At 72.3% G+C, this 26,323-nt stretch carries 22 protein-coding genes and 1 pseudogene; 11 read left to right on the top strand and 12 right to left on the bottom strand.

What is annotated here, in order from left to right; genetic code table 11:
* Positions 1-699, top strand: a 699-nt coding sequence (locus O7622_RS29155) for an NADP-dependent isocitrate dehydrogenase (RefSeq protein WP_282311276.1), incomplete at its 5' end; no start/stop codon positions are given.
* A 314-nt stretch (positions 700-1,013) separates the two neighbouring features.
* Here the strand turns inward: O7622_RS29155 and galT are convergent.
* The 3 genes from galT to cysC form a co-directional block, all read right to left on the bottom strand.
* Positions 1,014-2,087 (bottom strand): galactose-1-phosphate uridylyltransferase, encoded by a 1,074-nt coding sequence (gene galT, locus O7622_RS29150; RefSeq protein ID WP_282311275.1) that lies wholly within the window; start codon positions 2,085-2,087, stop codon positions 1,014-1,016.
* The gene (locus O7622_RS29145; RefSeq protein ID WP_013288495.1) at positions 2,084-2,872 is read right to left on the bottom strand and encodes a DeoR/GlpR family DNA-binding transcription regulator; all 789 of its coding nucleotides are present in this window, start codon (positions 2,870-2,872) and stop codon (positions 2,084-2,086) included. Before O7622_RS29145 ends, galT begins: the two co-directional genes overlap by 4 nt.
* A 178-nt stretch (positions 2,873-3,050) precedes the next feature.
* A complete protein-coding gene (cysC, locus tag O7622_RS29140) occupies positions 3,051-4,580 on the bottom strand; it encodes an adenylyl-sulfate kinase (protein ID WP_282311274.1) in 1,530 nt (509 codons plus the stop codon).
* Between the two features lie 429 nt (positions 4,581-5,009).
* Between cysC and O7622_RS29135 the strand changes: the two genes are divergently transcribed.
* Genes O7622_RS29135 through O7622_RS29120 form a run of 4 tightly spaced genes read left to right on the top strand, consistent with a single transcriptional unit; the run spans position 5,010 to position 8,461 of the window.
* Positions 5,010-5,924: an ABC transporter ATP-binding protein gene (locus O7622_RS29135; RefSeq protein ID WP_282311273.1), complete on the top strand. Its 915-nt coding sequence runs from the start codon at positions 5,010-5,012 to the stop codon at positions 5,922-5,924.
* Positions 5,917-6,795, top strand: a complete 879-nt coding sequence (locus tag O7622_RS29130) for an ABC transporter permease subunit (RefSeq protein ID WP_282311272.1) — start codon at positions 5,917-5,919, stop codon at positions 6,793-6,795. The genes O7622_RS29135 and O7622_RS29130 overlap by 8 nt, the downstream gene beginning before the upstream one ends.
* On the top strand, positions 6,792-7,751 hold the full coding sequence (locus O7622_RS29125) for an ABC transporter ATP-binding protein (protein ID WP_282311271.1): 960 nt from the start codon (positions 6,792-6,794) through the stop codon (positions 7,749-7,751). Before O7622_RS29130 ends, O7622_RS29125 begins: the two co-directional genes overlap by 4 nt.
* On the top strand, positions 7,751-8,461 hold the full coding sequence (locus O7622_RS29120; RefSeq protein WP_282311270.1) for an ABC transporter permease: 711 nt from the start codon (positions 7,751-7,753) through the stop codon (positions 8,459-8,461). Before O7622_RS29125 ends, O7622_RS29120 begins: the two co-directional genes overlap by 1 nt.
* A gap of 73 nt (positions 8,462-8,534) precedes the next feature.
* On the opposite strand, the gene valS is transcribed toward O7622_RS29120, so the two are convergent.
* From valS to O7622_RS29095, 5 genes are all read right to left on the bottom strand, one after another.
* The gene (gene valS / locus O7622_RS29115) at positions 8,535-11,099 is read right to left on the bottom strand and encodes a valine--tRNA ligase (RefSeq protein ID WP_282311269.1); all 2,565 of its coding nucleotides are present in this window, start codon (positions 11,097-11,099) and stop codon (positions 8,535-8,537) included.
* Positions 11,100-11,248: 149 nt separating this feature from the next.
* Positions 11,249-13,132 carry an ABC transporter ATP-binding protein gene (locus O7622_RS29110; protein WP_282314263.1) on the bottom strand — a complete coding sequence of 628 codons (1,884 nt, stop codon included), beginning with the start codon at positions 13,130-13,132 and terminating at the stop codon, positions 11,249-11,251.
* Positions 13,133-13,167: 35 nt separating this feature from the next.
* Positions 13,168-14,988 (bottom strand): ABC transporter ATP-binding protein, encoded by a 1,821-nt coding sequence (locus O7622_RS29105; protein ID WP_282311268.1) that lies wholly within the window; start codon positions 14,986-14,988, stop codon positions 13,168-13,170.
* A 37-nt stretch (positions 14,989-15,025) separates the two neighbouring features.
* Positions 15,026-15,538, bottom strand: a complete 513-nt coding sequence (locus O7622_RS29100; protein ID WP_282311267.1) for a methylated-DNA--[protein]-cysteine S-methyltransferase — start codon at positions 15,536-15,538, stop codon at positions 15,026-15,028.
* Positions 15,535-16,986: an AlkA N-terminal domain-containing protein gene (locus O7622_RS29095; protein WP_282311265.1), complete on the bottom strand. Its 1,452-nt coding sequence runs from the start codon at positions 16,984-16,986 to the stop codon at positions 15,535-15,537. Before O7622_RS29095 ends, O7622_RS29100 begins: the two co-directional genes overlap by 4 nt.
* A gap of 242 nt (positions 16,987-17,228) precedes the next feature.
* Here O7622_RS29095 and O7622_RS29090 point away from each other — a divergent pair, with 242 nt between their 5' ends.
* Positions 17,229-17,693 (top strand): hypothetical protein, encoded by a 465-nt coding sequence (locus O7622_RS29090; protein ID WP_282311264.1) that lies wholly within the window; start codon positions 17,229-17,231, stop codon positions 17,691-17,693.
* An 80-nt stretch (positions 17,694-17,773) separates the two neighbouring features.
* Here O7622_RS29090 and O7622_RS29085 read toward each other — a convergent pair.
* Positions 17,774-18,595 (bottom strand): annotated as a pseudogene (locus O7622_RS29085) (EamA family transporter); the annotation flags it as partial.
* A gap of 93 nt (positions 18,596-18,688) precedes the next feature.
* Between O7622_RS29085 and O7622_RS29080 the strand changes: the two are divergent.
* Genes O7622_RS29080 through ychF form a run of 3 tightly spaced genes read left to right on the top strand, consistent with a single transcriptional unit; the run spans position 18,689 to position 21,122 of the window.
* Entirely contained in the window at positions 18,689-19,201 is a 513-nt protein-coding gene (locus O7622_RS29080) for a MarR family transcriptional regulator (RefSeq protein ID WP_282311263.1), read from the top strand.
* A gap of 30 nt (positions 19,202-19,231) precedes the next feature.
* The gene (locus tag O7622_RS29075; RefSeq protein ID WP_282311261.1) at positions 19,232-19,978 is read left to right on the top strand and encodes a peptidase E; all 747 of its coding nucleotides are present in this window, start codon (positions 19,232-19,234) and stop codon (positions 19,976-19,978) included.
* 58 nt (positions 19,979-20,036) lie between these two features.
* On the top strand, positions 20,037-21,122 hold the full coding sequence (ychF, locus tag O7622_RS29070; protein ID WP_282311260.1) for a redox-regulated ATPase YchF: 1,086 nt from the start codon (positions 20,037-20,039) through the stop codon (positions 21,120-21,122).
* A gap of 743 nt (positions 21,123-21,865) precedes the next feature.
* Here ychF and O7622_RS29065 read toward each other — a convergent pair.
* Together O7622_RS29065 and O7622_RS29060 are read right to left on the bottom strand one after the other, a co-directional pair.
* A complete protein-coding gene (locus O7622_RS29065; RefSeq protein WP_282311259.1) occupies positions 21,866-23,125 on the bottom strand; it encodes an ATP-binding protein in 1,260 nt (419 codons plus the stop codon).
* Between the two features lie 488 nt (positions 23,126-23,613).
* On the bottom strand, positions 23,614-24,099 hold the full coding sequence (locus O7622_RS29060) for an SDR family oxidoreductase (protein ID WP_282314262.1): 486 nt from the start codon (positions 24,097-24,099) through the stop codon (positions 23,614-23,616).
* Positions 24,100-24,773: 674 nt separating this feature from the next.
* Here O7622_RS29060 and O7622_RS29055 point away from each other — a divergent pair.
* Together O7622_RS29055 and O7622_RS29050 are read left to right on the top strand one after the other, a co-directional pair.
* Positions 24,774-25,337: a dihydrofolate reductase family protein gene (locus O7622_RS29055; RefSeq protein ID WP_282311258.1), complete on the top strand. Its 564-nt coding sequence runs from the start codon at positions 24,774-24,776 to the stop codon at positions 25,335-25,337.
* A 241-nt stretch (positions 25,338-25,578) separates the two neighbouring features.
* Positions 25,579-25,740 carry a hypothetical protein gene (locus tag O7622_RS29050; RefSeq protein ID WP_282311257.1) on the top strand — a complete coding sequence of 54 codons (162 nt, stop codon included), beginning with the start codon at positions 25,579-25,581 and terminating at the stop codon, positions 25,738-25,740.
* On the opposite strand, the gene O7622_RS29045 is transcribed toward O7622_RS29050, so the two are convergent.
* Complete coding sequence (locus O7622_RS29045) at positions 25,741-26,232, bottom strand: GNAT family N-acetyltransferase (protein ID WP_282311256.1); 492 nt, start codon at positions 26,230-26,232, stop codon at positions 25,741-25,743. It lies immediately after the preceding gene.
* Positions 26,233-26,323: the final 91 nt, after the last annotated feature.

Genomic DNA, 26,323 nt, shown 5'->3' with positions numbered 1-26,323 from the left:
GGCGGCGGCATCGCCATGGGCATGTACAACTACGACGAGTCGATCCGGGACTTCGCCCGCGCCTCGTTCCGGTACGGCCTGGACCGCGGGTACCCGGTCTACATGTCGACCAAGAACACCATCCTCAAGGCGTACGACGGCCGGTTCAAGGACATCTTCGCCGAGGTGTTCGAGAACGAGTTCAAGGCCGAGTTCGAGGCCGCCGGCCTCACGTACGAGCACCGGCTGATCGACGACATGGTCGCCGCCGCGCTCAAGTGGGAGGGCGGGTACGTCTGGGCCTGCAAGAACTACGACGGTGACGTGCAGTCCGACACCGTCGCGCAGGGCTTCGGCTCGCTCGGCCTGATGACCTCGGTGCTGCTCTCCCCGGACGGCCGCACCGTCGAGGCCGAGGCCGCCCACGGCACCGTCACCCGGCACTACCGGCAGTACCAGAAGGGCGAGAAGACCTCGACCAACCCGATCGCCTCGATCTACGCCTGGACCCGGGGCCTGGCCCACCGGGGCAAGCTGGACGGCACCCCGGCGGTCACCGAGTTCGCCGACACGCTGGAGAAGGTCATCGTGGACACCGTCGAGGGTGGCCAGATGACCAAGGACCTCGCGCTGCTCATCTCGCGGGACGCCCCGTGGCTGACCACCGACGAGTTCATGAACGCGCTCGACGAGAACCTGGCGCGCAAGCTCGCCGCCTGACGTGCAAGGAAGGGCCCCTTCTTAACGCCTCGCGTTGTAGAAGGGGCCCTTTTTAACACCTGGAGCCCGCCGGGACGGCGTGACCTCGTTCGGTGCGCCCTCGTTGACAGGGTGGACGAGATGCCAGTCGCGTCCATGAAGGTGGGCCGTGGCCGCGCGCCGGCGACGCCGACCCTTCGAGGCTGCCGAGCGCAGCCAGCCGTCCCTTCCCTGCGGGGGGTCCTGTCCCGGGCCCCCCGCGCCCCATGCGCGGGCCGCGGTTGTTAAGAAGGGGCCCTTCCTCTACCGCAGGCGTTAACAGGGGGCCCTTCCTTTCATGCGGTGCGGAGCAGTTCGGCGGCTCGCTCGGGGGCGATGTCGTTGATGAACACGCCCATGCCGGACTCCGACCCGGCCAGGTACTTCAGCTTGTCCTTGGCCCGCCGGATGCTGAACAGCTGAAGGTGCAGGTGGCCCAGCTCCCGGTCGATCCGCACCGGTGCCTGGTGCCAGGCCGCGATGTACGGCATCGGCAGGTCGAACAGTCCGTCGAAGCGGCGCAGCAGGTCCAGGTAGAGCGGCCCGAAGGCGTCCCGCTCGGCGTCGTCGAGCGCCGGGATGTCCGGCACCGGCCGGTGCGGCGCCACGTGCACCTCGAACGGCCAACGGGCCGCCGCCGGGACGTACGCGGTCCAGTGCTCGTTGCTCGTCACCACCCGCTCCCCGGCGGCGCGTTCGGTGGCCAGCACGTCGGCGTAGAGGTTGCCCCCGGTGCGGTCGGCGTACCGCCGGGCGGCGGCCAGCATGGTCCGGGTGCGCGGCGTGACGAACGGGTACGCGTAGATCTGCCCGTGCGGGTGGTGCAGCGTCACCCCGATCTCCACGCCCCGGTTCTCGAACGGGAAGACCTGTTCCACACCGGGCAGCGCGCTCAGCGCGGTGGTGCGGTCGGCGAGCGCGTCCAGCACCGTCCGCACCCGGCGCGGGGAGAGCCGGGCGAACGAGGCGTTGTGGTCGTCGGTGAAGCAGACCACCTCGCACCTGCCGTGTCCGGGGCGTACCGGGGTGAACGGCGTGATCTCGGCCGGTTCGTCGGCCACCCGCTGGCTCAGCGACGGGAACCGGTTCTCGAAGACCGCCACGTCGTAGTCGGGCGCCGGGATCTCGCTGTGCCGCTCGGCCCGGGACGGGCACAGCGGGCACTGGTCGGCCGGGGGCAGGAACGTGCGGGTCTGCCGGTGTACCGCCACCGCCACCCACTCGTCGGTCAGCGGGTCGTACCGCAGCTGCGAGGCGGGCGGGGGAGGGGGCAGGTCCCGCCGGTCCGGCTGGTCGCGGACCGCGTCGTCCCGCTCGTCGAAGTAGATCAGCTCGCGGCCGTCGGCCAGCGCGATCTGCGTACGCTTCACTCCGCTCCCCTCGTCGTGGGCACCGTCACCAGCTCACCCACCCTGTCGTCGAGTACCCGTCGGGCCTCGGGTGCCAACCGGTCGTCGGTGACCAGCACGTCCGCCGCCTCCAGCGGCACGATCGACGAGATGCCGACGGTGCCCCACTTGGTGTGGTCGGCGAGCACCACCAGCCGGTCCGCCGCCGCCACCAGCGCCCGGTTCGTGTCCGCCTCCATCAGATTGGGGGTGGTGAAACCGGCCCGTTCGCTGATCCCGTGCACGCCGAGGAAGAGCAGGTCCAGGTGGAGCGCGGCGATCGCGGCCACGGCGAGCGGGCCGACGAGCGCGTCCGACGGCGTGCGGACGCCGCCGGTGAGCACCACTGTCTGGTCGGGCCGGCCACCGACGTGCAGGGCCTCCGCCACCGGCAGCGAGTTGGTGACCACAGTGAGGCCGGGCACGTCGACCAGCCGCCGGGCCAGCTCGGCGGTGGTGGTGCCGGCGGAGAGCGCGATCGCGGCGCCGGGCCGGACCAGCCCTGCGGCATGCTCGGCGATGGCGGCCTTCTCCGCCGACTGGCGGACGGACTTGGCGTGGAAGCCGGGCTCGTCGGTCGAGCCGGGACCGGCCGGTGTCGCGCCCCCGTGCACCTTCGCGAGCAGGCCCTGCTCGTGCAGCGTGTCCAGGTCGCGCCGGATGGTCATGTCGGAGACGCCAAACTCGGCCGCCAGCTCGGTGACCCGGACGCCGCCGGCACGGCGCAGTCGTTCCAGGATGGCCGTCTGCCGCTGCCGCGCCAGCATCCCCGGCTCACCTCCACGCCTCACCGACCCACGCGGGCACTCCACGCGGTCGAACGTGTTCCAACAAAGGCGAACACTACCGCGCAGCGAGGGGTGATGCGAGACCGCCGCCGTCCGGCAGGCCGGACGACGGCGGTCGAGGTGCTGGGGTGCCGGGACGCGGCCGGCGGTCAGGCGGTCACGCGGGCTGGAGGCGGGGCTCCACCCAGCCGGTCTCGGTCAGGTGCTCCATCACCTTCCCGATGGCCTCCTCGACGCTCAGATCCGAGGTGTCGACCACCAGGTCGGCGTCGGTGGGCTCCTCGTACGGGTCGTCGATGCCGGTCATCCCGGTGATCAGGCCGGCCCGGGCGCGGGCGTACAGGCCCTTGCGGTCGCGCTGCTCACACACGGCCAGCGGCGTCGCCACGTGGACCAGCAGGAAGCCCGCCCCGGCCGTCTCCGCCATCTCCCGGGCGGTGGCGCGGGCCGCCGCGTACGGCGCGATCGGGCAGCAGATGCCGACGCCCCGGTGCCGGGCGATCTCGGCGGCCACCCAGCCGATCCGGCGCACGTTGAGATCCCGGTCGGCCTTGCTGAACCCCAGCCCGGCGGAGAGTTCCCGCCGCACCACGTCACCGTCGAGCAGCGTGATCGTGCGGTCCCCCTGCTCGCGGAGCACGTCGGCCAGCCCTCGGGCGATCGTCGACTTGCCCGAGCCGGACAGGCCGGTCAGGAAGATCACCAGCCCTCGGTGCCGCCGCGGCGGGCGCGCCCGGGTCAGTTCCTTCGCCACCGCCGGCGGGGTGTGCCACTCGGGCAGCGGGAAGCCCCGGTCCAGCAGGTCGTCGATCTCGCGCGCGCTCAGCGCCAGCCGCCGGTTGCGCGGCGGGATGTCCTCGCGCCAGCGCCACTGCCCGTCCCGGTTGTCGTAGGCCAGCTCGCGGGGGACCAGCACGCGCAGACCGGCGCCGGAGAGCATGCCCTCGGTGGAGAGCAGGTGGGTGACGCCGTACGCGGCGGCGACCCGGGCCCGCAGCAGCGCGTCGCTGATCTCGTCACGCCGCCGGGCCAGCGGCACCGCCACGAGCGTCGCCGGAGGCATCCGGTCGCGGGCGGCGAACACGCTGCGCACCAGCGCCTCGGCCGGCAGGCCGCCGATCGACTCCTCGCCCACCGGGATCATCACCAGCAGGTGCGCGCCGAGCGTACGGGCCGCGTGCGCGATCTGCGCCAGCTGCGGCCGGTGCAGGGGACGGTCGGCGAACACGCCGAGCACCCGGCCCGGCGGCAGCAGCCCGCGTACCTCGTCGGGGCCGCGCCGCAGCCGCTGGAACGGCCCGTGGCCGCCGTCGCCCAGGCGGCGCACCGTGCCGCCGGCACCCACCATGCCCTCGCGGCCCGGCCAGACGTCGGTCACGTCCATCGCCGCCACCGGCGCGCCCTCGCCGTCGGTGAGCACCACCGCCCGGCGGGCCGGGTCGGCCGGGTCCAGCCCGTCGGCGAGCGCCGCCGGCACCTGGAGCGTCACCGGCACCGGCCACGGCGTGCCGTCGGCCAGCCGGCCGCGCCGGTTCAGCGAGGCCAGGTCGGCCCGGCTCATGAAACCGGTGAGCGGTGTGTACGCCCCGCTCAGCAACAACTGGAGATCGGCCAGCTCGGCGGGCCTGGGCGCGTACGACGGCGCATCCCGCAGAACGTCCTCGGGCAGCAGCCACCCGTTGCTCATCGAACCCCCAACTCACCGGCCGGCACACAGTTTCGCAGCCCACCGGCGATCGGTCGAGAGCGCCACCCGGCCTCCCGGTGATCGCCTGTTCCGGCGACCGGGCCGAGGACGAGTCGGGGTCACCGAATCCTTACCGGCGGGCCGCGGCCGGTCGATCGTGCGAACGGCTGCCCGCGCGCGCCGACCGGCCGAGCGCGCGGTCCCGTATCCGCCGGACCGCCGGCAGCCCCCTGCCGCGGCAGCGACGCGACGCGCGGATCGAGGTTCCCGCCGCAGTCGAGTCGGCCCTCACCCGGTGGCGGCTTCCCCGAGCGGTCGTCACCCCGTCACCCCGCTCCCGCCACCTAGGGGCCGCGGAGGCCGAGGATCAGGGGATCGCAGGGGTCAGGAGAGGCTCCGGCCCGGCACCGGAGTTCTACGCTGAACGGCGTGACACTGCTCGCGACCGAGTCGCTGACCAAGACGTACGGAGGCCGGGTCACCGCGTTGGCCGACCTCACCGTGTCGGTCGAGCCGGGGATCATCGGGCTGGTGGGCGCGAATGGCGCCGGCAAATCCACTCTGATCAAGATCCTGATGGGTCTGCTCCCGCCGACCAGCGGCCGGGTGCAGGTGCTCGGCCTCGACCCCACCACCGACCCCGCCGCGGTCCGCGCCCGGGTCGGCTACATGCCCGAGCACGACGCCCTCCCGCCCGACCTGTCCGCCGCCGAGCTGGTCACCCACCTGGGCCGGATCAGCGGGCTGCCGCGGACCGTCGCCCGGGAACGGGCCTCCGAGGCGCTGCGCCACGTCGGTCTGCACGAGGAGCGGCACCGGGCCGTCGGTGGCTACTCCACCGGTATGAAGCAGCGGGTCAAGCTCGCCCAGGCGCTCGTGCACGATCCCGACCTGCTGCTGCTCGACGAGCCGACGAACGGCCTCGACCCGGCCGGCCGGGACGCCATGCTCGCGCTGATCCACCGGATCGGCACCGAGTTCGGCATCTCGGTGGTGGTCTGCTCGCACCTGCTCGGCGAGGTGGAGCGGATCTGCGACACGCTCGTCGCCATCGACGGCGGCCGGCTGCTGCGCGCGGACCGGGTGTCCGCCATGACCACCGCCACCGACGTGCTGGCCGTCGAGGTGAGCGAGGGCACCGAGGAACTGGCCGCCCGACTCACCGCGCTCGACCTGCCGGTGACCCGCGACGGGCGGCTGCTGCTCGTCCCGCTCGCCGACGACGCCACCTACGACCAGATCCTCGGCGCGGTCGCCGAGCTGGACCTGCCGCTGCACCGGCTGGACCAGCGGCGGCACCGGGTGGCCGAACTCTTCGCCGCGAGGGAGCCCAGCCATGTCTGACGCGACCGGGGTCATCCACGACATCGGCTACCAGCGCTACACCGGTCCGCGGCTCGGCCGCCGGCAGGTCTTCGGCGCGCTCTACCTGCACGGTGTGCGTACCGTCTTCGGGCTGGGCCGCAGCGCCAAGGCCAAGATCTTCCCGTGGCTGGTCGTCTCCGTGGTCACAGTGGTGGCCGCCGGGGTCACGGCGGTACGCAGCCAGATCGGCGAGGTGGTGATGACGTACGCCCAGTTCGCCGACGCGATGAGCTGGCTGGTCATCTTCTTCGCCGCGGTGGCCGCGCCCGAGCTGGTCTCCCGCGACCTGCGCAGCGGCGTGTTGCCGCTGTACTTCTCCCGGCCGCTGCCGCGCGGCGACTACGCGCTGTCCAAGCTGCTGGCGCTCGTCACCGCGCTGTGGCTGCTGCTCGGCGGCCCGCAGCTGGTGATGTTCCTCGGTGCCGCGTTCACCACGAACCGGGGCGTGCGCGGAGTGTGGGACGAACTGCTCGACCTGGTGCCCGGGCTGCTCTACGCCGGGCTGTGGGCGGTGGTGTTCGCCTCGATCGCCCTGCTGGTCGCCTCGCTCACCGGCAAGCGCGCGTTCGCCGCCGGCGGCATCGTGGCGGTCTTCCTGATGACCACGCCGGTCGTGGGCGTGCTGTCCATCCTCCCCTCGCGGACGATCAACGAGCTGGCCTTCGTGGCCTCTCCGCCGACGCTCGTCGGCGGCGTGGGCAACTGGGCGCTCGGCGACCGGCTGACCCAGGGACGGGGCGGCATGCCGATCGGCGACTTCGGGCCGGTCTACGCCGTGGTCGCCGTGCTGCTGGTCGCCGCCTGCGTCAGCCTGCTGCTCCTGCGATACCGGAAGGTGGCCGCCCGATGACGGCGATCAGCACCCAGTCGACGGCCGGCGTGCCCGCCGCCGCGACGAGCACGCTCGACCTGGCGGGCGTCTCCCGCTGGTACGGCAACGTGGTGGCGGTCAACGACGTCACCATGCGGCTCGGTCCCGGCGTGACCGGCCTGCTCGGCCCCAACGGCGCCGGGAAGACCACGCTGCTGCACATGATGGCGGGCTTCCTGTCCCCGTCGCGCGGCACCGTGACGCTGGACGGGGAGCCGACCTGGCGCAACCCCGCCGTCTACCGGCGGCTCGGCCTGGTCAGCGAGCGCGAGGCGGTGCACACGTTCCTCAGCGCGTACGAGTTCGTGCTCGCCAGCGCCAAGCTGCACCGGCTGCCCGACCCGGAGGCCGCCACCCGGCGGGCGATCGAGCTGGTCGAGATGGAAGACGCGCAGGCCCGGCGGATCGGCACCTACTCCAAGGGCATGCGGCAGCGCACCCGGGTCGCCGCCGCGCTCGTGCACGACCCGCAGGTGCTGCTGCTCGACGAACCGTTCAACGGGATGGACCCGCGCCAGCGGCTGCACATGATGGCGCTGCTGCACCGGCTCGGCGACGCGGGGCGGACCATCCTGTTCAGCTCGCACATCCTGGAGGAGGTCGAGCAGGTCTCCGGCACGGTCCAGGTGATGGTGGCCGGCCGGCTCGCCGCCTCCGGCGACTACCGGACCATCCGCCGCCTGATGACCAACCGGCCGCACGTGTTCGGGGTGCGTTCCACGGACGACCGGGCGCTGGCGGTGGCGCTGATGGCCGAGGCGTCGGTCTCCGGCGTCGAGCTGGACCGAACCGGCCTGACGGTCAAGGCCGGCGACTACGGTGCGTTCACCCGGGCACTGCCCCGGATCGCGCTCCGGCACGGCATCCGGGTCCGGCAGCTCCTGCCGGAGGACGAGTCGCTGGAGAGCGTCTTCTCGTATCTGGCGGAGGCATGATGTCGACAGTCACCTGGATCACCGCACGCGGCCTGTTCGGCCGGAGCCGGTTCCTCATGCTGCTGCCGTTGCCGCTGGTCCTGATCGGCCTGGCGGTGCTCTGCCGGTCGCTCGGCGTCGACCCGGGCCAGTGGGGACCGCCGGTGCTCGTCGGCCTCGGCCTCGCGGTGGTGCTGCCGGTGGTGGCCCTGATCGTGGGCACCGGCGTGCTCGGCGCGGAGATCGACGACGGCACCGTCGTGCACATCCTCACCAAGCCGCTGCCGCGCTGGCAGATCGTGCTGCCGAAGCTGGCGGTCGCGGCCGGCGTCACAGCGGTCACCGTCGGCGTCCCGATCTACGTCGCGGGCGTGCTCGCCGATTCGGTACGCCTCGGACTCGCACTGGTCGCCGCCTCGGCGGCGGGCGCGCTGGCGTACTCGGCGCTGTTCCTCGCGCTGAGCCTGGTGACCCGGCGGCCCGTGCTGCTCGGTCTGGTCTACGTGCTGATCTGGGAGGGGCTGCTCGGCCGGTTCGTCGGCGGCACCCGGGTCCTGTCGATCCAGCAGTGGGTGATCGCCCTGGCCGACCGGATGGCGCCGACGCCGCTGCTCGGCACCACCGTCTCGGTGCCGGTCGCGGCGGTGCTCACCGCGCTGGTGGCGATCGGGTTCACGGTGCTGGCGATCGACCGCCTGCGCTCGTTCAGCGTGGCCGGCGAGACGAGCTGACACTCGGCACGGGCGGCCGGCGCGACGCCGGCCGCCCATCCGGTCAGCACGTCGCGAGGCGATGACCGGTTCGTCAGAACGCGCAGGCGATGACCAGTTCCGTGGTGCGGTCCGGCAGCAGGTCCAGCTTCGCGATCCGGCCCGCCGCGCGCAGGTCGTCGGCGACGGCGCCGAGCTGGTCGAGCACTGCCGCCGGTCCGAGCGCCTCGGCCAGCGGCACGTCCGCCTTCATCGACAGCTTCCGTTCCGACTTGGCGCGGCGCACCTGGCCCAGCGCGTCCGCGGCCAGCCGCAGCAGCTCCGGGTCACCCGGCGCCCCCATGGCGCGGCCCACCTCGTACGTGGTCGGCCACGGCGAGCGGTGCACCGAGCCGTACCGCCACCACGACCAGACCTCCTCGGTGACGAACGGCAGCACCGGCGCGAACAGGCGCAACTGCACCGACAACGCGGTCGCCAGCGCCGCCCGGGCCGAGTCGGCCGCCGGCCCGGTACCGTAGGCGCGCTCCTTCACCAGCTCGATGTAGTCGTCACAGAACCGCCAGAAGAACGCCTCGGTGGCCATCAGGGCGGCCGTGTGGTCGTACCCGTCGAAGGCGGTGGTCGCGGTCGCGACCACGCCGGACAGGTCGGCGAGCATCGCGGTGTCCAGCGGTTGGGTCGCCGCGGCTCGCAGCGCGTCGGCGGCGCCCAGCCCGAGCGCGAACCGCGACGCGTTGAGCAGCTTGGTGGCCAGCCGGCGCCCCACCTTGACCTGGGCCGGGTCGAAGGCGAGGTCCATGCCCGGCTTGCCGTTGGCGGCCCAGTAGCGGACCGCGTCGGACCCGTTCCGCTCCAGCAACGCCATCGGCGTGACCACGTTGCCCTTGGACTTCGACATCTTCTTGCGGTCCGGGTCGAGGATCCAGCCGGAGAGCACCGCCGTGTGCCACGGCAGCGCGCCGTGCTCCAGGTGGGACCGGGCCACTGTGGCGAACAGCCAGGTACGGATGATGTCGTGCCCCTGCGGGCGCAGGTCCATCGGGAAGACCCGGGCGAACAGGTCCGGGTCGGTCTCCCAGCCGCCGACGATCTGCGGGGTCAGCGACGAGGTGGCCCAGGTGTCCAGCACGTCCGGGTCGCCGCTGAAACCGCCCGGCTCGCCGCGCTGCGACTCCTCGTATCCGGGCGGCGGCTCGCTCGTCGGATCGATCGGGAGCATCGCCTCGTCCGCTGTGAGAGGGTGGGACCAGTCCGGCTCGCCAGCGTCGTCGAGCCGGTACCACACCGGCACCGGCACGCCGAAGAACCGCTGCCGGCTGACCAGCCAGTCACCGGTGAGACCGCCCACCCAGTGCTCGTAGCGGTGCCGCATGTGTTCCGGCACCCAGCGCAGCTCCCGCCCCCGGGCCAGCAGCTCCTCGCGCAGACCGGCGTCGCGGCCGCCGTTGCGCAGATACCACTGCCGGGTCGAAACGATCTCCAGCGGCCGGTCGCCGCGTTCGTAGAACTTCGCCGGGTGGGTGATCGACCGCGGCTCGCCGACCAGGTCGCCCGCGTCCGCCAGCAGCTCCACGAGCGTCCGCCGGGCGCCGTTGACGGTCTGCCCGGCCAGCGCCGCGTAGGGCTCCGCCGGCACGCCGGCCGGCGGCTCCGGCAGCAGGCGCCCGTCCCGGCCGATCACCACGCGGGTGTCCAGCCGCAGTTCCCGCCACCAGGTCACGTCGGTCAGGTCACCGAACGTGCAGACCATCGCGATGCCCGTCCCCTTGGCCGGGTCCGCCAGCGGGTGCGCGCGCACCGGCACCTCGACCCCGAAGACCGGGGTACGCGCAGTCGCGCCGACCAGGTCCGCGTACCGCTCGTCGTCGGGGTGGCAGACGAGCGCCACGCAGGCCGGCAGCAGCTCGGGCCGGGTGGTGTCGATCAGCACCTCGCGGCCGTCCGGCCCGGTGAACCGCAGCCGGTGGTACGCGCCGGGCCGCTCCCGGTCCTCCAGTTCCGCCTGCGCGACTGCGGTGCCGTACCCGACGTCCCACAGCGTCGGCGCCTCGGCCTGGTACGCCTCGCCCCGGGCCAGGTTGCGCAGGAACGCGCGCTGGCTCGCCGCGCGGGCCGCCGACCCGATCGTGGTGTACGTCAGCGACCAGTCCACCGACAGCCCGAGCCGCCGCCACAGCGCCTCGAACGCCTTCTCGTCCTCCACGGTGAGCAGCTCGCACAGCTCGATGAAGTTGCGCCGGGAGATCGCCGTCGGGTTCTTCCGGGCCGCGTCGTCCACCGGTGCGGCCGGCGGGCGCCAGTCCCCGTCGTACGGCAGCGCCGGATCGGGACGCACGCCGTACACGTTCTGCACCCGGCGTTCGGTGGGCAGCCCGTTGTCGTCCCAGCCCATCGGGTAGAAGACCGTCCGCCCGCGCATCCGCTGGAACCGGGCCACCGTGTCCGTGTGCGTGTACGAGAAGACGTGACCCATGTGCAGCTCGCCCGACACGGTCGGCGGGGGAGTGTCGATCGCGTATACGTCCGACCGCTCCTTCGTGCGGTCGAACGCGTACGTGCCGTCGGACTGCCAGCGGCGGGCCCAGGTCTCCTCGAGACCGTCCAGGCTCGGACGCTCGGGGACGCCGCCGCGAGGGCTGATCGTCGTGTCGGTCATCAGCCGATGGTAGGCAGCCACCTTGCCGCACTCCACGACTTTCCCCACCCTGCGCGTCCTCACAGATCTTGCACTTGCCGCCCCGGCACAAGCCGCTTTCCGGGCATCTCGCGGGCCGCAAGTGCAAGATCGACGGGCCCAGGGCGGGGCTAGAGGAGGGAGTCGCGCCACTGGCGGTGCAGGGCGGCGTAGCGGCCGTCGGCGGCGATCAGTTCGGCCGGCGGCCCGTCCTCCACGATCCGGCCGTCGTCGAGCACCAGCACCCGGTCGGCCGTCTCCACCGTGGAGAGCCGATGGGCGATCACCAGCGCGGTACGGTCGCGCAGCACGCTGTGCAGGGCCCGCTGCACCAGCCGCTCGGTCGGCACGTCGAGTGACGAGGTCGCCTCGTCCAGGATCAGCACCCGGGGGTCGGCGAGGAACGCCCGGGCGAACGCGACGAGCTGCCGCTGTCCGGCGGAGAACCGGCCGCCGCGCCGGTGCACGTCGGTGGCGTACCCGTCGGGCAGCGCGGCGATGAAGTCGTGCGCGCCGATCGCCCGCGCGGCCGCGACCACCGCCTCGTCGTCGGCGTCGGGGCGTCCGAATCTGATGTTGTCGGCCACGGAACCGCTGAACAGGTGGGTCTCCTGGGTCACCAGCACCACCGCCCGGCGCAACTCGGCGTCGGCCAGGTCGCGCAGGTCCACCCCGTCCAGCCGGACCGCGCCCGCGTCCGGGTCGTGGAAGCGGGCCACCAGCTTCGCGACAGTGGACTTCCCGGCACCGGTCGGCCCGATCAACGCCACGGTCTGCCCGGGCGGCACGGTCAGGTCCAGGCCGGACAGGATCGGCGTCCGGCGACGGTAGCCGAAGTCGACGGCGCGGAAGGTGACCGCCCCGCGCGGCGTCCCGGCCGGCAGCGGCGCCGGACGCACCGGTTCGGCCACCGCCGGGCGCTCGTCCAGCACCCCGGCCAGCTTCTCCAGCGCGGCGGTCGCCGACTGGAGCGAGTTGTAGAACTGGCTCAGCTCCTCCATCGGCTCGAAGAACCGGCGCAGGTAGAGCAGGAACGCGGCGAGCACGCCCACCTCCACGCCGCCGCCCAGCACCCGCCAGCCGCCGTACCCGAGCACCACCGCCGCTGTCAGGTTGCCGATCAGCCGGATGCCCGGCGAGTAGACCGCGATCAGCCGGAACGTGCGCAGGCTGGAGCGCCGGTAGTCGTCGTTCACAGTGGCGAAGATGCGGTCGTTGCGGTCCTCCCGCCGGTACGCCTGCACGGCCCGGATGCCGCGCAGCGACTCGACGAAGTGCACGATGACCAGCGCCACCGCCTCCCGGGTGCGCCGGTACGCCCCGGCCGACGCGCGGGCGAACCAGCGCGACAGCACGAACAGGAACGGGAACGCGAGCAGCGTCACCGCTGCCAGCGGCAGGTCCAGCCAGAGCAGGATGCCCGCCACCGACAGCACGGAGAGCCCGGCCAGCACCAGCTTGTCGATGCCGCCGTCGACCAGCTCGGCGATCGACTCCAGGTCGCTGGTCAGCCGGGACACCATCCGCCCGGACGTGTAGCGCTCGTGGAACCCGACGTCGAGGCGCAGGAAGTGCCCGTACACCCGGCGGCGCAGGTCCAGCAGCACGGCCTGGCCGATCCGGGCGGCGAGGGTGAGGAACGCGCGCCGGGCCGCGTACTCGACAGCTGTCGCGACCACGAACGCGGCGGCGACAGCGATCAGCGGGCCGGGGTCGCCGGCCCGCAGCGGCCCGATGCCCCGGTCGATGCCGAGCATGACCAGGTACGGCCCGGACATCGCGGCGGCGTTCTGGGCCAGCAGCAACGCCACCGCCATCCCGAGCGCGCGCCGGTGCGGGCGCAGCAGCCGCCGCAGCAGGAGCCGGCTGCGGCGACGCAGCCGGGTCACCGCCGCAGGGGACGAGTCCTCGGCCCGGCTGCGGTCGGCGTCCGGATCGGTGGCCCGCCCTCGCCAGCGGGACAGGTCTTCACCGTCGCCGTGGCGCGCGCCGGTCGTCCCGTTACCGTTCGGCACGTCGCGGGGCCGGGGCACCCGTGGCGCTCGGCCGGTCACGAGCGCACCAGGCCGACGCCGTCGCTCCGTCGCTCCGGCTCGGCGGACAACACCGCCCGGTAAGCGGGTACGCGGGCCAGCAGCTCCGAGTGGGTGCCGACGGCGACGATCCGGCCGTCGTCGAGCATCGCCACCCGGTCCGCCAGTGCCACGGTCGAGGGGCGGTGCGCCACCAGCAGGGTCGTGGTGGCGGTCTCCCGCAGCACCCGGCGCAGGGCCGCCTCGACGAGCGCCTCGGTGTGCACGTCGAGTGCGGAGAGCGGGTCGTCGAGCACCAGTACCGCGGGCCGGCCGAGCACCGCACGCGCCAGCGCGAGACGCTGCCGCTGCCCGCCGGACAGCGACAGCCCCTGCTCGCCGACCCGGGTCGCGAGCCCCCAGGGCAGCTCGTACGCGAACTCCGCCTGGGCCAGCGTCAGCACGGCCCGGACCTCGTCCTCGCTCGCGTCCGGGCGGCCCAGTGTGAGGTTCTCCCAGACCGACATGGAGAACAGCGTCGGCTCCTCGAACGCCACTGCGACCAGCCACCGCAACGACTCCAGCCGCAGGTCACGCACGTCGTACCCGTCGAGCGTGAGCCGGCCGTGGGTGACCTCGTGCAGGCGGGGGACGAGCGACAGCATCGTGCTCTTGCCGCAGCCGGTGGCGCCGACGAGCGCCATCGTCTCGCCCGGCTCGACTGTCAGGTCCAGATCGCGCAGCACCGGTGCGGACGTGCCGGGGTAGCGGAAGCCGACCCCCTCGAAGCGGAGCCGGCCGCGCACCTCGCCCCGGTCGAGCGGCCGGGCGTGCGGTGCGTCCACGATGGTCGGCGGCGTGTCCAGGACCTCCTGGATCCGGTCGGCGGCGGTCGCGGCCTCCTGGCCGTTGGCGATGATCCAGCCCAGCGACTGCACCGGCCAGATCAGCATGAGCTGGAGACTGACGAACGCGACCAGCTCCCCGATGGACAGCACGCCGTCGGCGACCGCCGCGGCGCCCGCCACCAGGACCGCGCCGAGGGTCAGGTTGGGCACCAGGTCGAACAACGCGGAGGTACGGGCCAGCAGCCGGGCCTTGCCGATCCCGGTGTCGTGCAGCCGGCGCGCGCCGACGGCGAACCGGGCCGCCAGTTCCGGCCCACGCCCGTACGCCCGCATGGTGCGCAACCCCAGCGCCGTCTCCTCGACCAGCGTGGCGACGTCGCCCTGCTGGTCCTGCATGCGCCGTGACGCCGCGTGGTAGTGGCGCGCGAAGCGGCGGCTGATCAGGAACAGCGGTACGGCGCTCGCCGCGACCAGCAGCCCCAACCACTGGTGCAGCCGGATCAGCAGGGCCACCACCGCCGCGTAGGTGACCAGGTTGAGGACCAGGAACAGCAGCCCGAAGGAGAGGAACCGCCGGATCACCGAGAGGTCGCTGGTGATCCGGGACAGCAACTGGCCGGACTGCCAGCGGTCGTGGAAGCCGGTCGGAAGGCGTTGCAGGTGGGCGTAGATGTCGGCGCGGATGGCGGCCTCCATGCCCACCGAGGACGACGACTGCGTCCAGCGGCGGATGAAGATGAGGACCGCCTCGGCCACGCCGAGCAGCAGCGCGAGGGCGCCGAGCCGGAGCAGCCCGGCCTCGTCGTGCCGGGCAACCGGCCCGTCGACCACCCGCTGCACCACGAGCGGAACGGCCAGGCTCGCCGCGGTGGCGGCGAGCGCCGCGACCAGCAGCCAGGCGAACTCGGTCGCGTACGGGCGCAGGTAGGGCCGCAGCCGCCAGAGGTTGCGCAGCGGCTGGGACCGGGCGCCGGAATGCGCCGCGGGGTTGCCGTCGCCGGACGCGGGCACTACCCGACGGTAGCCGCCGGGGGTGACAGTCCGGCTGTCAGCTAGCCGTCACCCGTCCCTCATGCCCGAGAAGCCACTTCTTCACGTCCAGGCCCCAGCGGTAGCCGCCGAGCGAGCCGTCGGTGCGCAGCACCCGGTGGCAGGGCACGAACAGCGCGGCGGCGTTGCGCGCGCAGGCCGCCGCGGCGGCCCGGATCGCCGCCGGTCGCCCGGCCAGCGCGGCGAAGCCGGTGTAGGTGATCGGGTCACCGGGCTTCACGTCGCGCAGCACCTGCCAGGCGTGCGTCAGGAATGCGCCGCCGGTGTGCTGCTCCACCGCTACCGCGTCGATCGCGGTGAGTTCACCGTCCAGGTAGGTCCGCACGGCGGCGGTCACCGGACCGAGGTCGGCCCGTTCCCGCAGCTCGCCACGGAGGCTCGGGTGGATCAACGGCAGCAGGGCCGCCGGGTCGGCGGTGAAGCCCGCCGCGCGTACCGCTCCGGTCGGGCCGGCGAGCACGCTCAACGGGCCGGCGGGGGTGTCGATGACGGTGCTGTCCACAGTGCTCATGCTGCTCTCCAGAGTCGGATGGTCGCGTATGACCGCCAGGGGCGCCAGCGGTCGGCGTACGCGGACAGGGTCTTCGGGTCGTCGGACAGGCCGAGCGCTGCTGCGCCGCGGCGTACGCCCAGGTCGGTGGTGAGGGCGACATCGGGGTCGCCGAGTGCGCGCATGGCCAGGTAGCCGGTGGTCCACGGGCCGATGCCGGGCACCGCGGCCAGGAGCCGGACCGCCTCCTCCCGGTCGCCTCCGGGTTCCAGGTCCAGCTCGCCGTCGCTGACCGCGCCGGCCAGCGCCCGGATCGTCTCGCGGCGTGCCGCCGGCATCCGGAACGCCGTGTCCGGTGCCGCGAGCACCTCCACCGGACCGGGGAACGCCACCAGACCGTCCGCCGGGTCGTCGGCGCCCGCCCCACCGGTGGGTCGGGTGGCGGTGAGCAGGCGGGTGAGCGTGGTCCGCGCCGAGGTCAGCGAGACCTGCTGGGTGGTGACGGCGCGGACGGCCAGCTCGAAGCCGTCGACCGCGTGCGGCAGCCGGACGCCGGGCTCGGCCGCGACGGCCGGGGCCAGTGCCGGGTCGTCGGCCAGGGTGGCGTCCACCGCGACCGGGTCGGCGTCCAGGTCGAGCAGGCGGCGGCAGCGGGCCACCGCTGGGGCCAGGTCGCGCATGTCGGCAAGTCGCAGCGTCGCGGCCACGTGGCCGTCGGCAGGGGTCAGCGCCACAGTGGCGGGACCGTGCGGCAGCCGCAGCCCTCGGTGGTAGGTGCCGTCGCGGACCACCTCGACGCCGGGTAGCGCGCGCAGCGCGAGGAAGTCCAGCAGCGCGCCCGCGTGCAGCGGGGGCCGGTACGCCAGCCGCAGCGAGAGCGTGCCCGCCCCGGGGGCCGCCGCCGGGCCACGTCGGCCGGCCCGCAGCTCGGACGGTGTGCCGCCGTAGACCTCGCGGACCGTGTCGTTGAACTGCCGGACGCTGCCGAACCCGGCGGCGAAGGCCACCTCGGCCAGGCCGAGGCCGGTGGTCTCGATCAGGATCCGGGCGGTCTGCGCGCGCTGGGCCCGGGCCAGTGCCAGCGGGCCGGCACCCAGCTCGGCCCGGAGCATCCGGTGCAGGTGCCGCTCGGTGTAGCCCAGCCGGGTGGCCAGCCCGGGCACTCCGTCCCGGTCCACCACGCCGTCGGCGATCAGCCGCATGGCGCGACCGACCAGGTCGGCCCGGACGTCCCACTGGGGCGAGCCCGGTGCCGCGTCCGGCCGGCACCGGCGGCACGCCCGCAGACCGGCCCCCTGCGCGGCGGCGGCGGACGGGAAGAACCGGACGTTCTGCCGCTTCGGCGTCATCGCCGGACAGGACGGCCGGCAGTAGATCCCGGTCGACGTGACGCCGGTGTAGAACCAGCCGTCGAACCGCGGGTCGCGGCTGTCGACGGCTCGGTAGCACCGCTCGAAGTCCAGCTCCATGCCACGATCCTGCCTCGCAGCTCCCGGGCTCGGCTGGCGGGATTCAGACATGACGTGCGGCAGCCGCGCCCGCTCGCCGGAGTGGCGGTATCCCGAGCCCCCGGACACCGCCACTCCGGCGAGGCGGTGTGGATCATGATCGGCGGACCCGAGAAAGTGTCGTAAGTGGTCGGTAGCGTCCCGCCACCAACTCAAGAAGAGGTGCGGGGCATGGCGAGCGTGGCCGGGCAGGGTGTCCGCTGATGCGATCGGGGCGAGCACCGTTGGACGCCGCGGTGGTGGAGGGCTTCTACGAGCGGATGCGGGTGGTGGCGCCGGCCGCGTACGGCGCGATCGAGCGCGACCGGGCCGGTGACCCCGGTCGCCCCTTCGCGGACACCGCCTGCGGGCGGCTGGCCGGCTCCCTCGACCCGGACGGGCTGCGCGCGCTCGGCATGTGGGCCCACCACTGGTGCATGCGCTTCTACGACGACGACACCCGCGTCGGCCTGCTGCTGGTCCGCGAGATCGCCGCGCGCTCCGGCCTGGGCTGGACCGCCGACGAGGTGCGGTGGCTGCTCGACCGGTCGTACGCGGCCGGTCCCGCCGCCGCGCACCGGTTCACGCTGCCGCTCGCGGCAGCGGCGCAACTGCCGGCCGGTGTGCTGCCCGAGGGCGTCACCGCCGAGGCGTGGCCGGACGACCGGCGTCGGCTGCGGGCCGGCTGACCGCGCAGCAGCCGGGCCGCCGTCCCGCCGCCCGGCTGCGGGCGCGGCGACCGATCCGGCATCTGCGCGAGCACCATCGCCGCCACGGCCACCGCGAAACCGGTGAGCTGGACCGGGTCCAGCGCCTCACCGAGCACCACCCAGCCGAGCGCCGCCGCGGTGAGCGGGCTCAGCGCGCCGAGCACCGACACGCGGGACACCGGCAGTCGTGCCGCGCCCCGGAACCACAGCACGTACGCCAGCGCGGTGCCGGCCAGCCCGAGCCACGCGTACCCGAAAAGGGCCGGCCCGCCGGGCACGGGCGGCGCGCCCTCGACGGCGGTGGCGACCGGCACGATCATCAGGCCGCCGGCGACGAGCTGCCAGCTCGTCGCGGCGAGGACGCCCACGCCGGGCGGCCGGCCCCAGCGGCGGGTGAGCACCAGCCCGGCGGCCATCGCCACGGCGCCGGCCAGTCCGGCGGCGACGCCGAGCGGGTCGAGGCCGGCACCCGGGCGCAGCACCACGAGGGCGACGCCGAGCGGGGCGGCCGCGGCGGCGACCAGCGCCGGCCGGGTGGGGCGGTCGCGGAGCAGCGCGACCGTCAGCACCGCCACCAGCAGCGGCTGCGCGGCGCCGAGGACGGCGGCGGTGCCGCCGGGCAGCCGGTACGCGGCGAGGAACAGCAGCGGGAAGAACACCCCGATGTTCAGCGCGCCGAGCACGGCGGCCCGCCCCCACCAGGGGCCGTGTGGTCGTCGGCGGGTCAGGGTGAGCAGCAGCAGACCGGCCGGGAGGGCGCGGATCGCACCGGCCCAGAGCGGCCGGTCCGGTGGAAGGAGTTCGGCGGTGACCAGGTAGGTCGTCCCCCAGGTGATCGGGGCGGCGGCGGTGAGTGCGACGTCGGTCCAGCGGGGGTTCATGCCGGCCTCCTTCTTAGCCCTAAGTATCTTAGGACTAAGCTAATCAGGCCCGAGCGAAAAGGGGAAGTGGGACGTGCGGCACAATCGGCAGCCGTGACAGGCGACGAGGTGGACGCGATCGTCGAGCAGTGGCGGCGGGAACGGCCAGGCATGCGGCCCGAGCCGATGGCCGTGTTCGGCCGCATCTACCGGCTGGCCCGGCTGGTCGGCGACGGTCAGGAGAAGGTGTACGCGGGCTGGGGCATCGGCCGGGGCGAGTTCGACGTGCTGGCCGCGCTGCGGCGCTCCGGCTCGCCGTACACGCTGGCGCCGAAGGCGCTCGCCGCCTCGCTGATGCTCACCTCCGGCGGCATGACCGGGCGCCTCGACCGGCTCGAACGCGCCGGCCTGGTACGGCGTTCGCCGGACCCGGCCGACCGGCGGGCGCTGCGGGTCACGCTCACCGACACCGGCCGCCGGGTGGTGGAGGAGTCGGCCGAGGCCGGGCTCGTGGTGCAGCGGCGGATCCTCGACGCGCTTCCACCCGCCGACCAGGACCGGCTGGCCGATCTGCTGCGCGCGTTGCTCGCGGCGGCCGAGGCCGGGCCCGTGGATCCAGCACGATGATCGGCACCACCAACGCCCGGAAGGACGCCCATGCCCGCCACCGAACCGACGATCGTCGCCACCAGCATGGGTTTCGCCAGCCGTCGCCGTGGCCCCTGGGACGCGCGGCCCAGCGCCCTGTTCGACCTGATGGCCGACCTGGCCGGGGCCGGTGACGCGCCACGCGTCTGCTACCTCGGCCAGGCCACCGGCGACCAGCCGACCGGGTTCACGGTCTTCTACGGCGCCTTCGCCGGCACCCGGTTCCGCGCCTCCCACCTGGCGCTCTACCCGATGCCCAACGTCGAGGACATCCGCGCGCACCTGCTCGCGCAGGACATCATCTGGGTCGGCGGCGGCAGCGTGGCGAACCTCTGCGCGGTCTGGCGGGTGCACGGCCTGCCGGAGATCCTGCACGAGTGCTGGCAGGCCGGAGTGGTGCTCGGCGGGGTGTCCGCCGGCTCGATCTGCTGGCACACCGGCGGCGCCACCGACAGCTACGGCCCGACGCTGCGGCCGTTCACCGGAGGGCTGGGCTGGCTCCCGTACGGCAACGGCGTGCACTACGACAGCGAGGAGCAGCGCCGCCCGCTGATGCACCGGCTGGTCGCCGACCGCACGCTGCCGGCGAGCCACTGCACCGACGACGGGGTGGGACTGATCTACCGGGGCATCCGGCTGGTCGAGGCGGTCGCGGACCGTCCCGGCGTGGCCGCGTACGAGCTGGTCCGCGCCGAGGACGGCACCGCCCGGGAGACCCGGATCGAGCCGCGCCTGCTGTCCGCCGAGCCGGGCTGACAGGCTTCGCGGACCTGCCTGCCCGGCGCGGGCGGCGAACCGCGTAAGCTGGTTCGTCGTGAGTCTCACCATCGGCATCGTCGGCCTGCCCAACGTGGGCAAGAGCACCCTGTTCAACGCGCTGACCAAGAACGACGTGCTCGCCGCGAACTACCCGTTCGCCACCATCGAGCCGAACGTCGGCGTGGTCGGGCTGCCCGACGAGCGGCTGGCCAAGCTGGCCGAGATCTTCTCCTCGCAGAAGGTGCTGCCGGCGCCGGTCTCGTTCGTCGACATCGCCGGACTGGTCCGGGGCGCGTCCAAGGGGCAGGGCCGGGGCAACGCGTTCCTCGCCAACATCCGGGACGCCTCGGCGATCTGCCAGGTGGTGCGCGCCTTCTCCGACCCGAACGTGGTGCACGTCGACGGCAAGGTCTCCCCGGCCGACGACATCGAGACGATCAACACCGAGCTGATCCTCGCGGACATCCAGACGCTGGAGAAGGCGCTTCCCCGGCTGGAGAAGGAGGCCAAGCTCCGCAAGGACCGGGCCGCCGCGGTCGAGGCAGCGAAGAAGGCGGTCGAGGTCCTCGACAACGGCGTGACCCTGTACGCGGGCGCCGCAGCCGCGAAGGTCGAGCTGGAACACCTGCGTGAGCTGCACCTGCTCACCACCAAGCCGTTCCTCTACGTCTTCAACGTCGACGAGGCCGAGCTGGGCAACGACGAGTTCCTCGACGAGCTGCGCGGCCTGGTCGCGCCCGCCGAGGCGATCTTCATGGACGCCAAGATCGAGTCCGAGCTGGTGGACCTGCCCGAGGACGAGGCCCGCGAGCTGCTGGAGTCGATCGGGCAGTCCGAGCCCGGCCTGGACCAACTCGTGCGGGTGGGCTTCCGGACGCTCGGGCTCCAGACGTACCTGACGGCCGGCCCCAAGGAGGCGCGGGCCTGGACCGTTCCGGTCGGCGCGACCGCGCCGGAGGCCGCCGGGGTGATCCACAGCGACTTCCAGCGCGGCTTCATCAAGGCCGAGGTGGTCTCCTACAACGACCTGGTCGAGGCCGGATCGATGGCGGCGGCCAAGGCCGCCGGCAAGGTCCGGATCGAGGGCAAGGAGTACGTCATGCAGGACGGCGACGTGGTGGAGTTCCGCTTCAACGTCTGAATCCGTCCTGTTTCCGCAGGTCAGGAGGTTGGTGTCTCGCTCTGGGGCACACCTGGGGCACAACCCCACGCCTCGTCGACCGCCCGGCGGGTGCGTTCCTCCGACACTTCGCAGACAACGGCGGACCAAGCGGCGCTGCTCGTTGACCAGGCGGTGCGGGCTACGGCGCTGTAGAGGCATGGCCGGCTGCCAGCGGCTGCCAGCGAAGTGGTTCAAAGTTTCTGTACGTCTTCAAGGCGGCCCTGAACGGGCCGCACGCGCCGCCGCCAGGGCACGCGTCCGTCGCTCCGCTGGCGCTCCGACTCCGGCCACGCAACACGCCCGGCGGCTGGCGCGGAAGCGTGAAGCCCAAGGGGCCGTCGCAGAACGACAGGGGCATTGACCGGGTGGGGTTGGGCCGGCAGCCGGCCGGGCCGCGCGGCCACGAGCCCGCGCGGCGTAGGGAGGGCACGCCGGCCGCGTCGGCGAGCTGCCGGCGGTCGCGGGGTTTGCGGTTACTGCGCCTCCGGCGGGGGCGCTCCGGCTCCAGGATGGCCGGGGCACCGCCGGCGGGTCACGGTCCGTGGGCGGTTGCGGAAGGAGCCATCCCGCCTGCCATCGACCCGGGCAAGCCGAGCAGACCACCGCCCGACCCGCCAGCGTCCGACCGTGCGTCAAGGCCGTCTTGACATGGCGGGCCGGGCGGCGGCCCGCTCCCCAGGAAAGCGGGTCGACGGCAGACGGGATGGGCTGAGGCGCGCTTACTAGCGCGTCTTCGGACTGCCGGTTTGGGGATCCAGGTAGCCGTCGCGGAAGCCCTTCATTAAGACGAAGGGGCGCATGAGCGGATTGGAGAACCGGTACCTTACCCGTCGCCCTTCACCCTTGGTGTCAAGGATCCAGGACGGCTCATCGGCAAAACGGCGTAGATGATGGAGAAAATATGAAGTGTCCCGGTATGTGCCCGTCAGCTCTGCAAGAGGGGTTCGAACGTCGGCGGGCGCAAAATAGCCCACATCATCTACTCGGGTAAGTGCGCAGGCGAGCAGAGTCATGGGGAACTGAGCATTTTGCCGGGCTGACGATACCGCCTCGGTGTACTGCGATCTGATGCTTTGCTGCGCTTCGTCAAGTGCCCGACTGAGTGCCCGAGGCAGTATCATGAAGTCCACATCCTGGACGCCGTCAATTAGTGCGATCTCACCAATTGATCCGGCTAGCAGGTGAGCGTAATAGGGCAGCCCCTGCGAGAGATGGACAATTGCATTAACAACACGCTCGGCAAGTCTAATCTCGACACCAGACCGTGTTGCGAAGGTGGCGAAACCTCCTACGACAACCTCTCGCAACTCCTCGGGCGACATGCGGGGCATGGAAATCTGCCTGATAGCACGCTCGACGCTTCGATGATTGGCGATGAGATCGTCGACATTGTCCGCTACGCCAACAATGAGCAGAGTGCAACGCACTAGGTCGTCTGAAATCGTCTTCACTAGGTCTGAAAAGAGCTGGGCCGAGCCGATGTCGCCGATACGGTCGAATTCATCAAGGACTACCAGTAGCGGAACTGCGTTCGCTAAAACGTGTAGCGCCCTGCCGACGGATTCAGGTCCAAGCTCATCAAAATCGAGGATGTCTTCTGAGCGGTCAACGAGAGGTTGGATGCTCTCGCGCATCTCCTCTGGCAAGAGATCCAGCTCGGCAACCACGCGAGGGATGAATTTCTTCCAGATGGATGCGAAGTTGTCGTCTGCGCTGCATGGAATGCGGACCGCCAAGCTGGCGTCCGGAGAAGCTGACCTGAAGGAGTCCTTCGCCATGTAGGCAAGGGATGTCTTGCCAACTCCTCGGTCACCAAAGATTACCGCGTGCTGACCAAGTTCTTGGACGGCGGAGATTACCCGTGCCAGCTCTCCACGTCGTCCTCGGAACAGCTCCCGGTCATCCACAGGCGAGGAAGGACGAAAGATCGTCTTGAGGGTTGCTAGCTTGACACCCAGTACCGGATCGCTTGGCTGTGCCATGCTCGGTTCCACTCCTCCAGCGATTCAACTCCGCGCAGGGATCATCAACTATCGCACTCCTTGAGTCAAGTTCCGGCCTGAATCACGCTCTCCGTGGCGTGTCGGGCTGCGATCCTCAACTGTGTGGCTTCGATCTTCAACTGAGCGCCGAGTGGTAGACCTCCGCCATGAAGTCTGGCCTTTACCTTCACCAGGGCGGCTTGTTCTTCAACTGTCAGGCTTTAGTCTTCACGAAGCTTCAAGTCCGTCGACCTTACGAGTGAGGGGTCACCTGGGCCATGGGGCGATGGCTGGCGCCGGGAATAGCGGGCTGGGGCGGACCGCTCGGGGCACGTGGGGGGCACAAGACACCGTCAAACGTCGGCAACCATCCAGTAGCGACGGCAGCCCAAGACGGGGCGCGACCAGCGTGCCGGCCAGGCCCGCAGGTCACACGCGAGCCGGTCTAAGTTCCGCTTCAACGTCTGAGTCCGGTCTGTTTCCACAGGTCAGCGGTTTGATGCCTCGCCCAGGGGCACACACGCCTCGTCGACCGCACAGCGGGTGCGCTCATCCGGGTCCGGCATCGGGTGACCGCAGCTCGGCAGGACCGCAGCGTCTGTCAGGAGATGCCGCCGTCGCTGCGTAACAGCTGGCCGTTGATCCAGCCCCCGTCGGGCGAGCACAGGAACGCGACGAGGCTGGATCTCTGCGGTCATCCAGCCGGTGTCGGTTGGGCCCGGATCGACGGCGTTGGCGGTCATGCCGAGGTGGCCCAGTTCTCGAGCAGCGGCCAGGGTGATCCGATCGAGAGCGCCTTTGCTGGCTCCGTAGGGAAGGTTGCCGACGGTAGCGTCACTGGTGAGGCTGACGATGCGTCCCGTGCCATGTGCCCCTCGAACCGTCGGGCGTACTCGCGAATCAGGAGCCAGCTCGCCCGGGCGTTGACCGCGAAGTGACGGTCGAAGCTCTCGACGCTGGTGTCGAGCAGGCATGATTTCACGCTCCCGCAGTGGGCGAGGACGAGCGCGAGTTCTTGCCCCATGCTTCGCGGCTTGGCTGCTGAGCCGCGTCATCGCCTCGGGATCGGCTCCCCAGGGCATCCGCTCGTCGTACGGGGTCCAGTAGGTGAAGCCGACATCCCAGCCGGTCCGAGCCAGCGTAAGTGACATTGTGGTCGCACCCCCTCGGCGCACCATCCTTGCTGCCCGCCCGAAGGCCGTCACCGGAATCACCCGGCCACCACAGAAGTGCCGGCGATGCATCGCGACGGCGCCAGGCACCGCGCGGCTGGCACCCGCGCGTGTCGTTGCGGCTGGGCGCCTCCGGCGGGCGCTCCGGCTCCAGGATGGCCGGTCCTCCGTCGGCGCGTCGCGGTCCGTGGGTGGTTGCGGTGGGCCATCCCGCCCGCCTCGGTTCGGGTGAGCCGAGCACCACCGCCCGACCTGCCAGCGTCCGTACGAACCGTCAAGGTCCGCTTGACGTGCCGGCCAGGCGACGGCCCGCTCCCCAGGAGGACCGGTCGACGGCAGACACGATGGTGAGACTCCGGTGGCTGATCAATGACGCGGGAACACCCGTGGGCCGGCCCTCGGTGTGGCCTGACCGATGTTTTCCCGGCGCCGTGCTGGTCTGTACGTCGAGTACCGACCCACGGGAGGCTGGCACGATGCGCAAACTGACATTCGCCATGAGCCTGAGCCTGGACGGCTACGTCGCCGCGCCCGGTGACGATCTGGGCTGGAGTACACCGAACGACGAGTTGTTCCAGTGGTGGTCCGACCGGGTGGGGGCGACCGGCACGGCGCTGTACGGGCGGCGACTGTGGGAGGCGATGAGCTCCCACTGGCCGACAGCCGATCAGCAGCCGGGCGTCACACCGGCGCAGGCCGAGTACGCCGGCCGCTGGCGGGACATGCCGAAGGTGGTGTTCTCCTCGACGACCAGGCCGGTCGACTGGAACACCCGCCTGGTCACCGGCGACGCGGTCACCGAGATCACCAGGCTCAAGGCCGAGGACGGCGGCCCGATGGACATCGGCGGCGCCACACTCGCCGCTGCGGCCATGCGGGGCGGGCTGATCGACGAGTACGTGCTCGTCACCCACCCGGTTCTGGTGGGTGGCGGCAAGCCGTTCTTCACGGCCCTGGACAACTGGGTGAACCTGGCCCTGGTGGAGACCCGGACCTTCCCGGGCGGTGTGCTCCTGACGAGGTACGAGACCAGGCGCTGAGGCGATGCTCCACCAGGGCAGGTCGACAACCACTGCACAGACGGCCGCCGGCCCGCGTCTTGCGGACCGGCGGTCGCTGTGTGCGTAACGGTCAGGCGTCGGCCCGGCGGATGGCCGCCATGCCCGCGACCGCGGCCGCCACCGCCACCACGGCGGGCCGTCCCACCGGCAGGCTGACCTGGTGCTGGCTGCTCAGCCACTGCCGGACGGCGCCGAACCAGCCGGTTCTTCGGTTCGCGCCGTGGAACCGAGGATCGACGAGAGCACCAGCCAGGTACGGGAGTTCGTCTGCGGCTGCTGCGACACCGCCGCGGAGCGGACCGGGCCGACGTCCGCACCGATGACGCTGGAGCGGGACGCCCTGGTGCGCCGTCACCTGGTCGGCGCCTGCCCGACCCGGTGATCAAGGGGTAGGGCTGCGGCGTTCGATCAGGGTCACGTCTCGCCAGGTGCCGTGGTGGCGGCCCAACCGCTCGCGGGTGCCGACGACGCGGAATCCGCACGTCGCGTGCAGCGCGAGACTCGCGGTGTTCTCCGGGAACACACCGGACTGGATGGTCCAGATCCCGGCCGCCTCGGTGGAGGCGATCAGCGCGTCCAGCAGTGTCCGGCCGATCCCGTGCCCGCGCCCCCGCGGGTGCACGTAGACGGAGTGCTCCACGACGCCCGCGTACACGCAGCGGTCGGAGACCGCCGAGCAGGCCACCCAGCCGAGCACGTCGCCGTTACCGTCGAGCGCCACCCAGCGGTGGCCGGGCAGCCGTGTGGCGGTGAAGCGCGCCCAGTCCGGCGGCTCGGTCTCGAACGTGGCGTTCCCCTCGGCGATGCCGAGGCGGTAGATCTCCAGCACGGCGTCGGCGTGCGAGTCGTCCATGGCGGCGACTGTGACTGTCATCGGTTCCTCCTGCCGGGACCGCGCAGACCCCGGCGGCGTCAGCGTAATCGGCGTCGGCCGAGGGCGAGACGGGTTGCCCGGCCCTCGGCGC

The sequence above is a fragment of the Micromonospora sp. WMMD1076 genome (assembly GCF_029581475.1).
Lineage (GTDB): Bacteria > Actinomycetota > Actinomycetes > Mycobacteriales > Micromonosporaceae > Micromonospora > Micromonospora aurantiaca.
The sequence above is the reverse complement of the archived record's forward strand: the minus strand, read 5'-3'. Positions and strand labels throughout refer to the sequence as shown.

Excerpts from the sequence above, each read along its gene's own strand:
- valS (WP_282311269.1), bottom strand. The coding sequence starts at position 11,099 with ATGACCGACACGACGATCAGCCCTCGCGGCGGCGTCCCCGAGCGTCCG.
- O7622_RS29065 (WP_282311259.1), bottom strand. The coding sequence starts at position 23,125 with ATGGCACAGCCAAGCGATCCGGTACTGGGTGTCAAGCTAGCAACCCTC.
- O7622_RS29145 (WP_013288495.1), bottom strand. The coding sequence starts at position 2,872 with ATGCTGGCGCGGCAGCGGCAGACGGCCATCCTGGAACGACTGCGCCGT.
- O7622_RS29125 (WP_282311271.1), top strand. The coding sequence starts at position 6,792 with ATGACGGCGATCAGCACCCAGTCGACGGCCGGCGTGCCCGCCGCCGCG.
- O7622_RS29130 (WP_282311272.1), top strand. The coding sequence starts at position 5,917 with ATGTCTGACGCGACCGGGGTCATCCACGACATCGGCTACCAGCGCTAC.
- cysC (WP_282311274.1), bottom strand. The coding sequence starts at position 4,580 with ATGAGCAACGGGTGGCTGCTGCCCGAGGACGTTCTGCGGGATGCGCCG.
- O7622_RS29100 (WP_282311267.1), bottom strand. The coding sequence starts at position 15,538 with ATGAGCACTGTGGACAGCACCGTCATCGACACCCCCGCCGGCCCGTTG.
- O7622_RS29055 (WP_282311258.1), top strand. The coding sequence starts at position 24,774 with ATGCGCAAACTGACATTCGCCATGAGCCTGAGCCTGGACGGCTACGTC.
- O7622_RS29090 (WP_282311264.1), top strand. The coding sequence starts at position 17,229 with ATGCGATCGGGGCGAGCACCGTTGGACGCCGCGGTGGTGGAGGGCTTC.
- O7622_RS29045 (WP_282311256.1), bottom strand. The coding sequence starts at position 26,232 with ATGACAGTCACAGTCGCCGCCATGGACGACTCGCACGCCGACGCCGTG.
- O7622_RS29120 (WP_282311270.1), top strand. The coding sequence starts at position 7,751 with ATGTCGACAGTCACCTGGATCACCGCACGCGGCCTGTTCGGCCGGAGC.
- O7622_RS29075 (WP_282311261.1), top strand. The coding sequence starts at position 19,232 with ATGCCCGCCACCGAACCGACGATCGTCGCCACCAGCATGGGTTTCGCC.
- O7622_RS29060 (WP_282314262.1), bottom strand. The coding sequence starts at position 24,099 with ATGCCTGCTCGACACCAGCGTCGAGAGCTTCGACCGTCACTTCGCGGT.
- O7622_RS29095 (WP_282311265.1), bottom strand. The coding sequence starts at position 16,986 with ATGGAGCTGGACTTCGAGCGGTGCTACCGAGCCGTCGACAGCCGCGAC.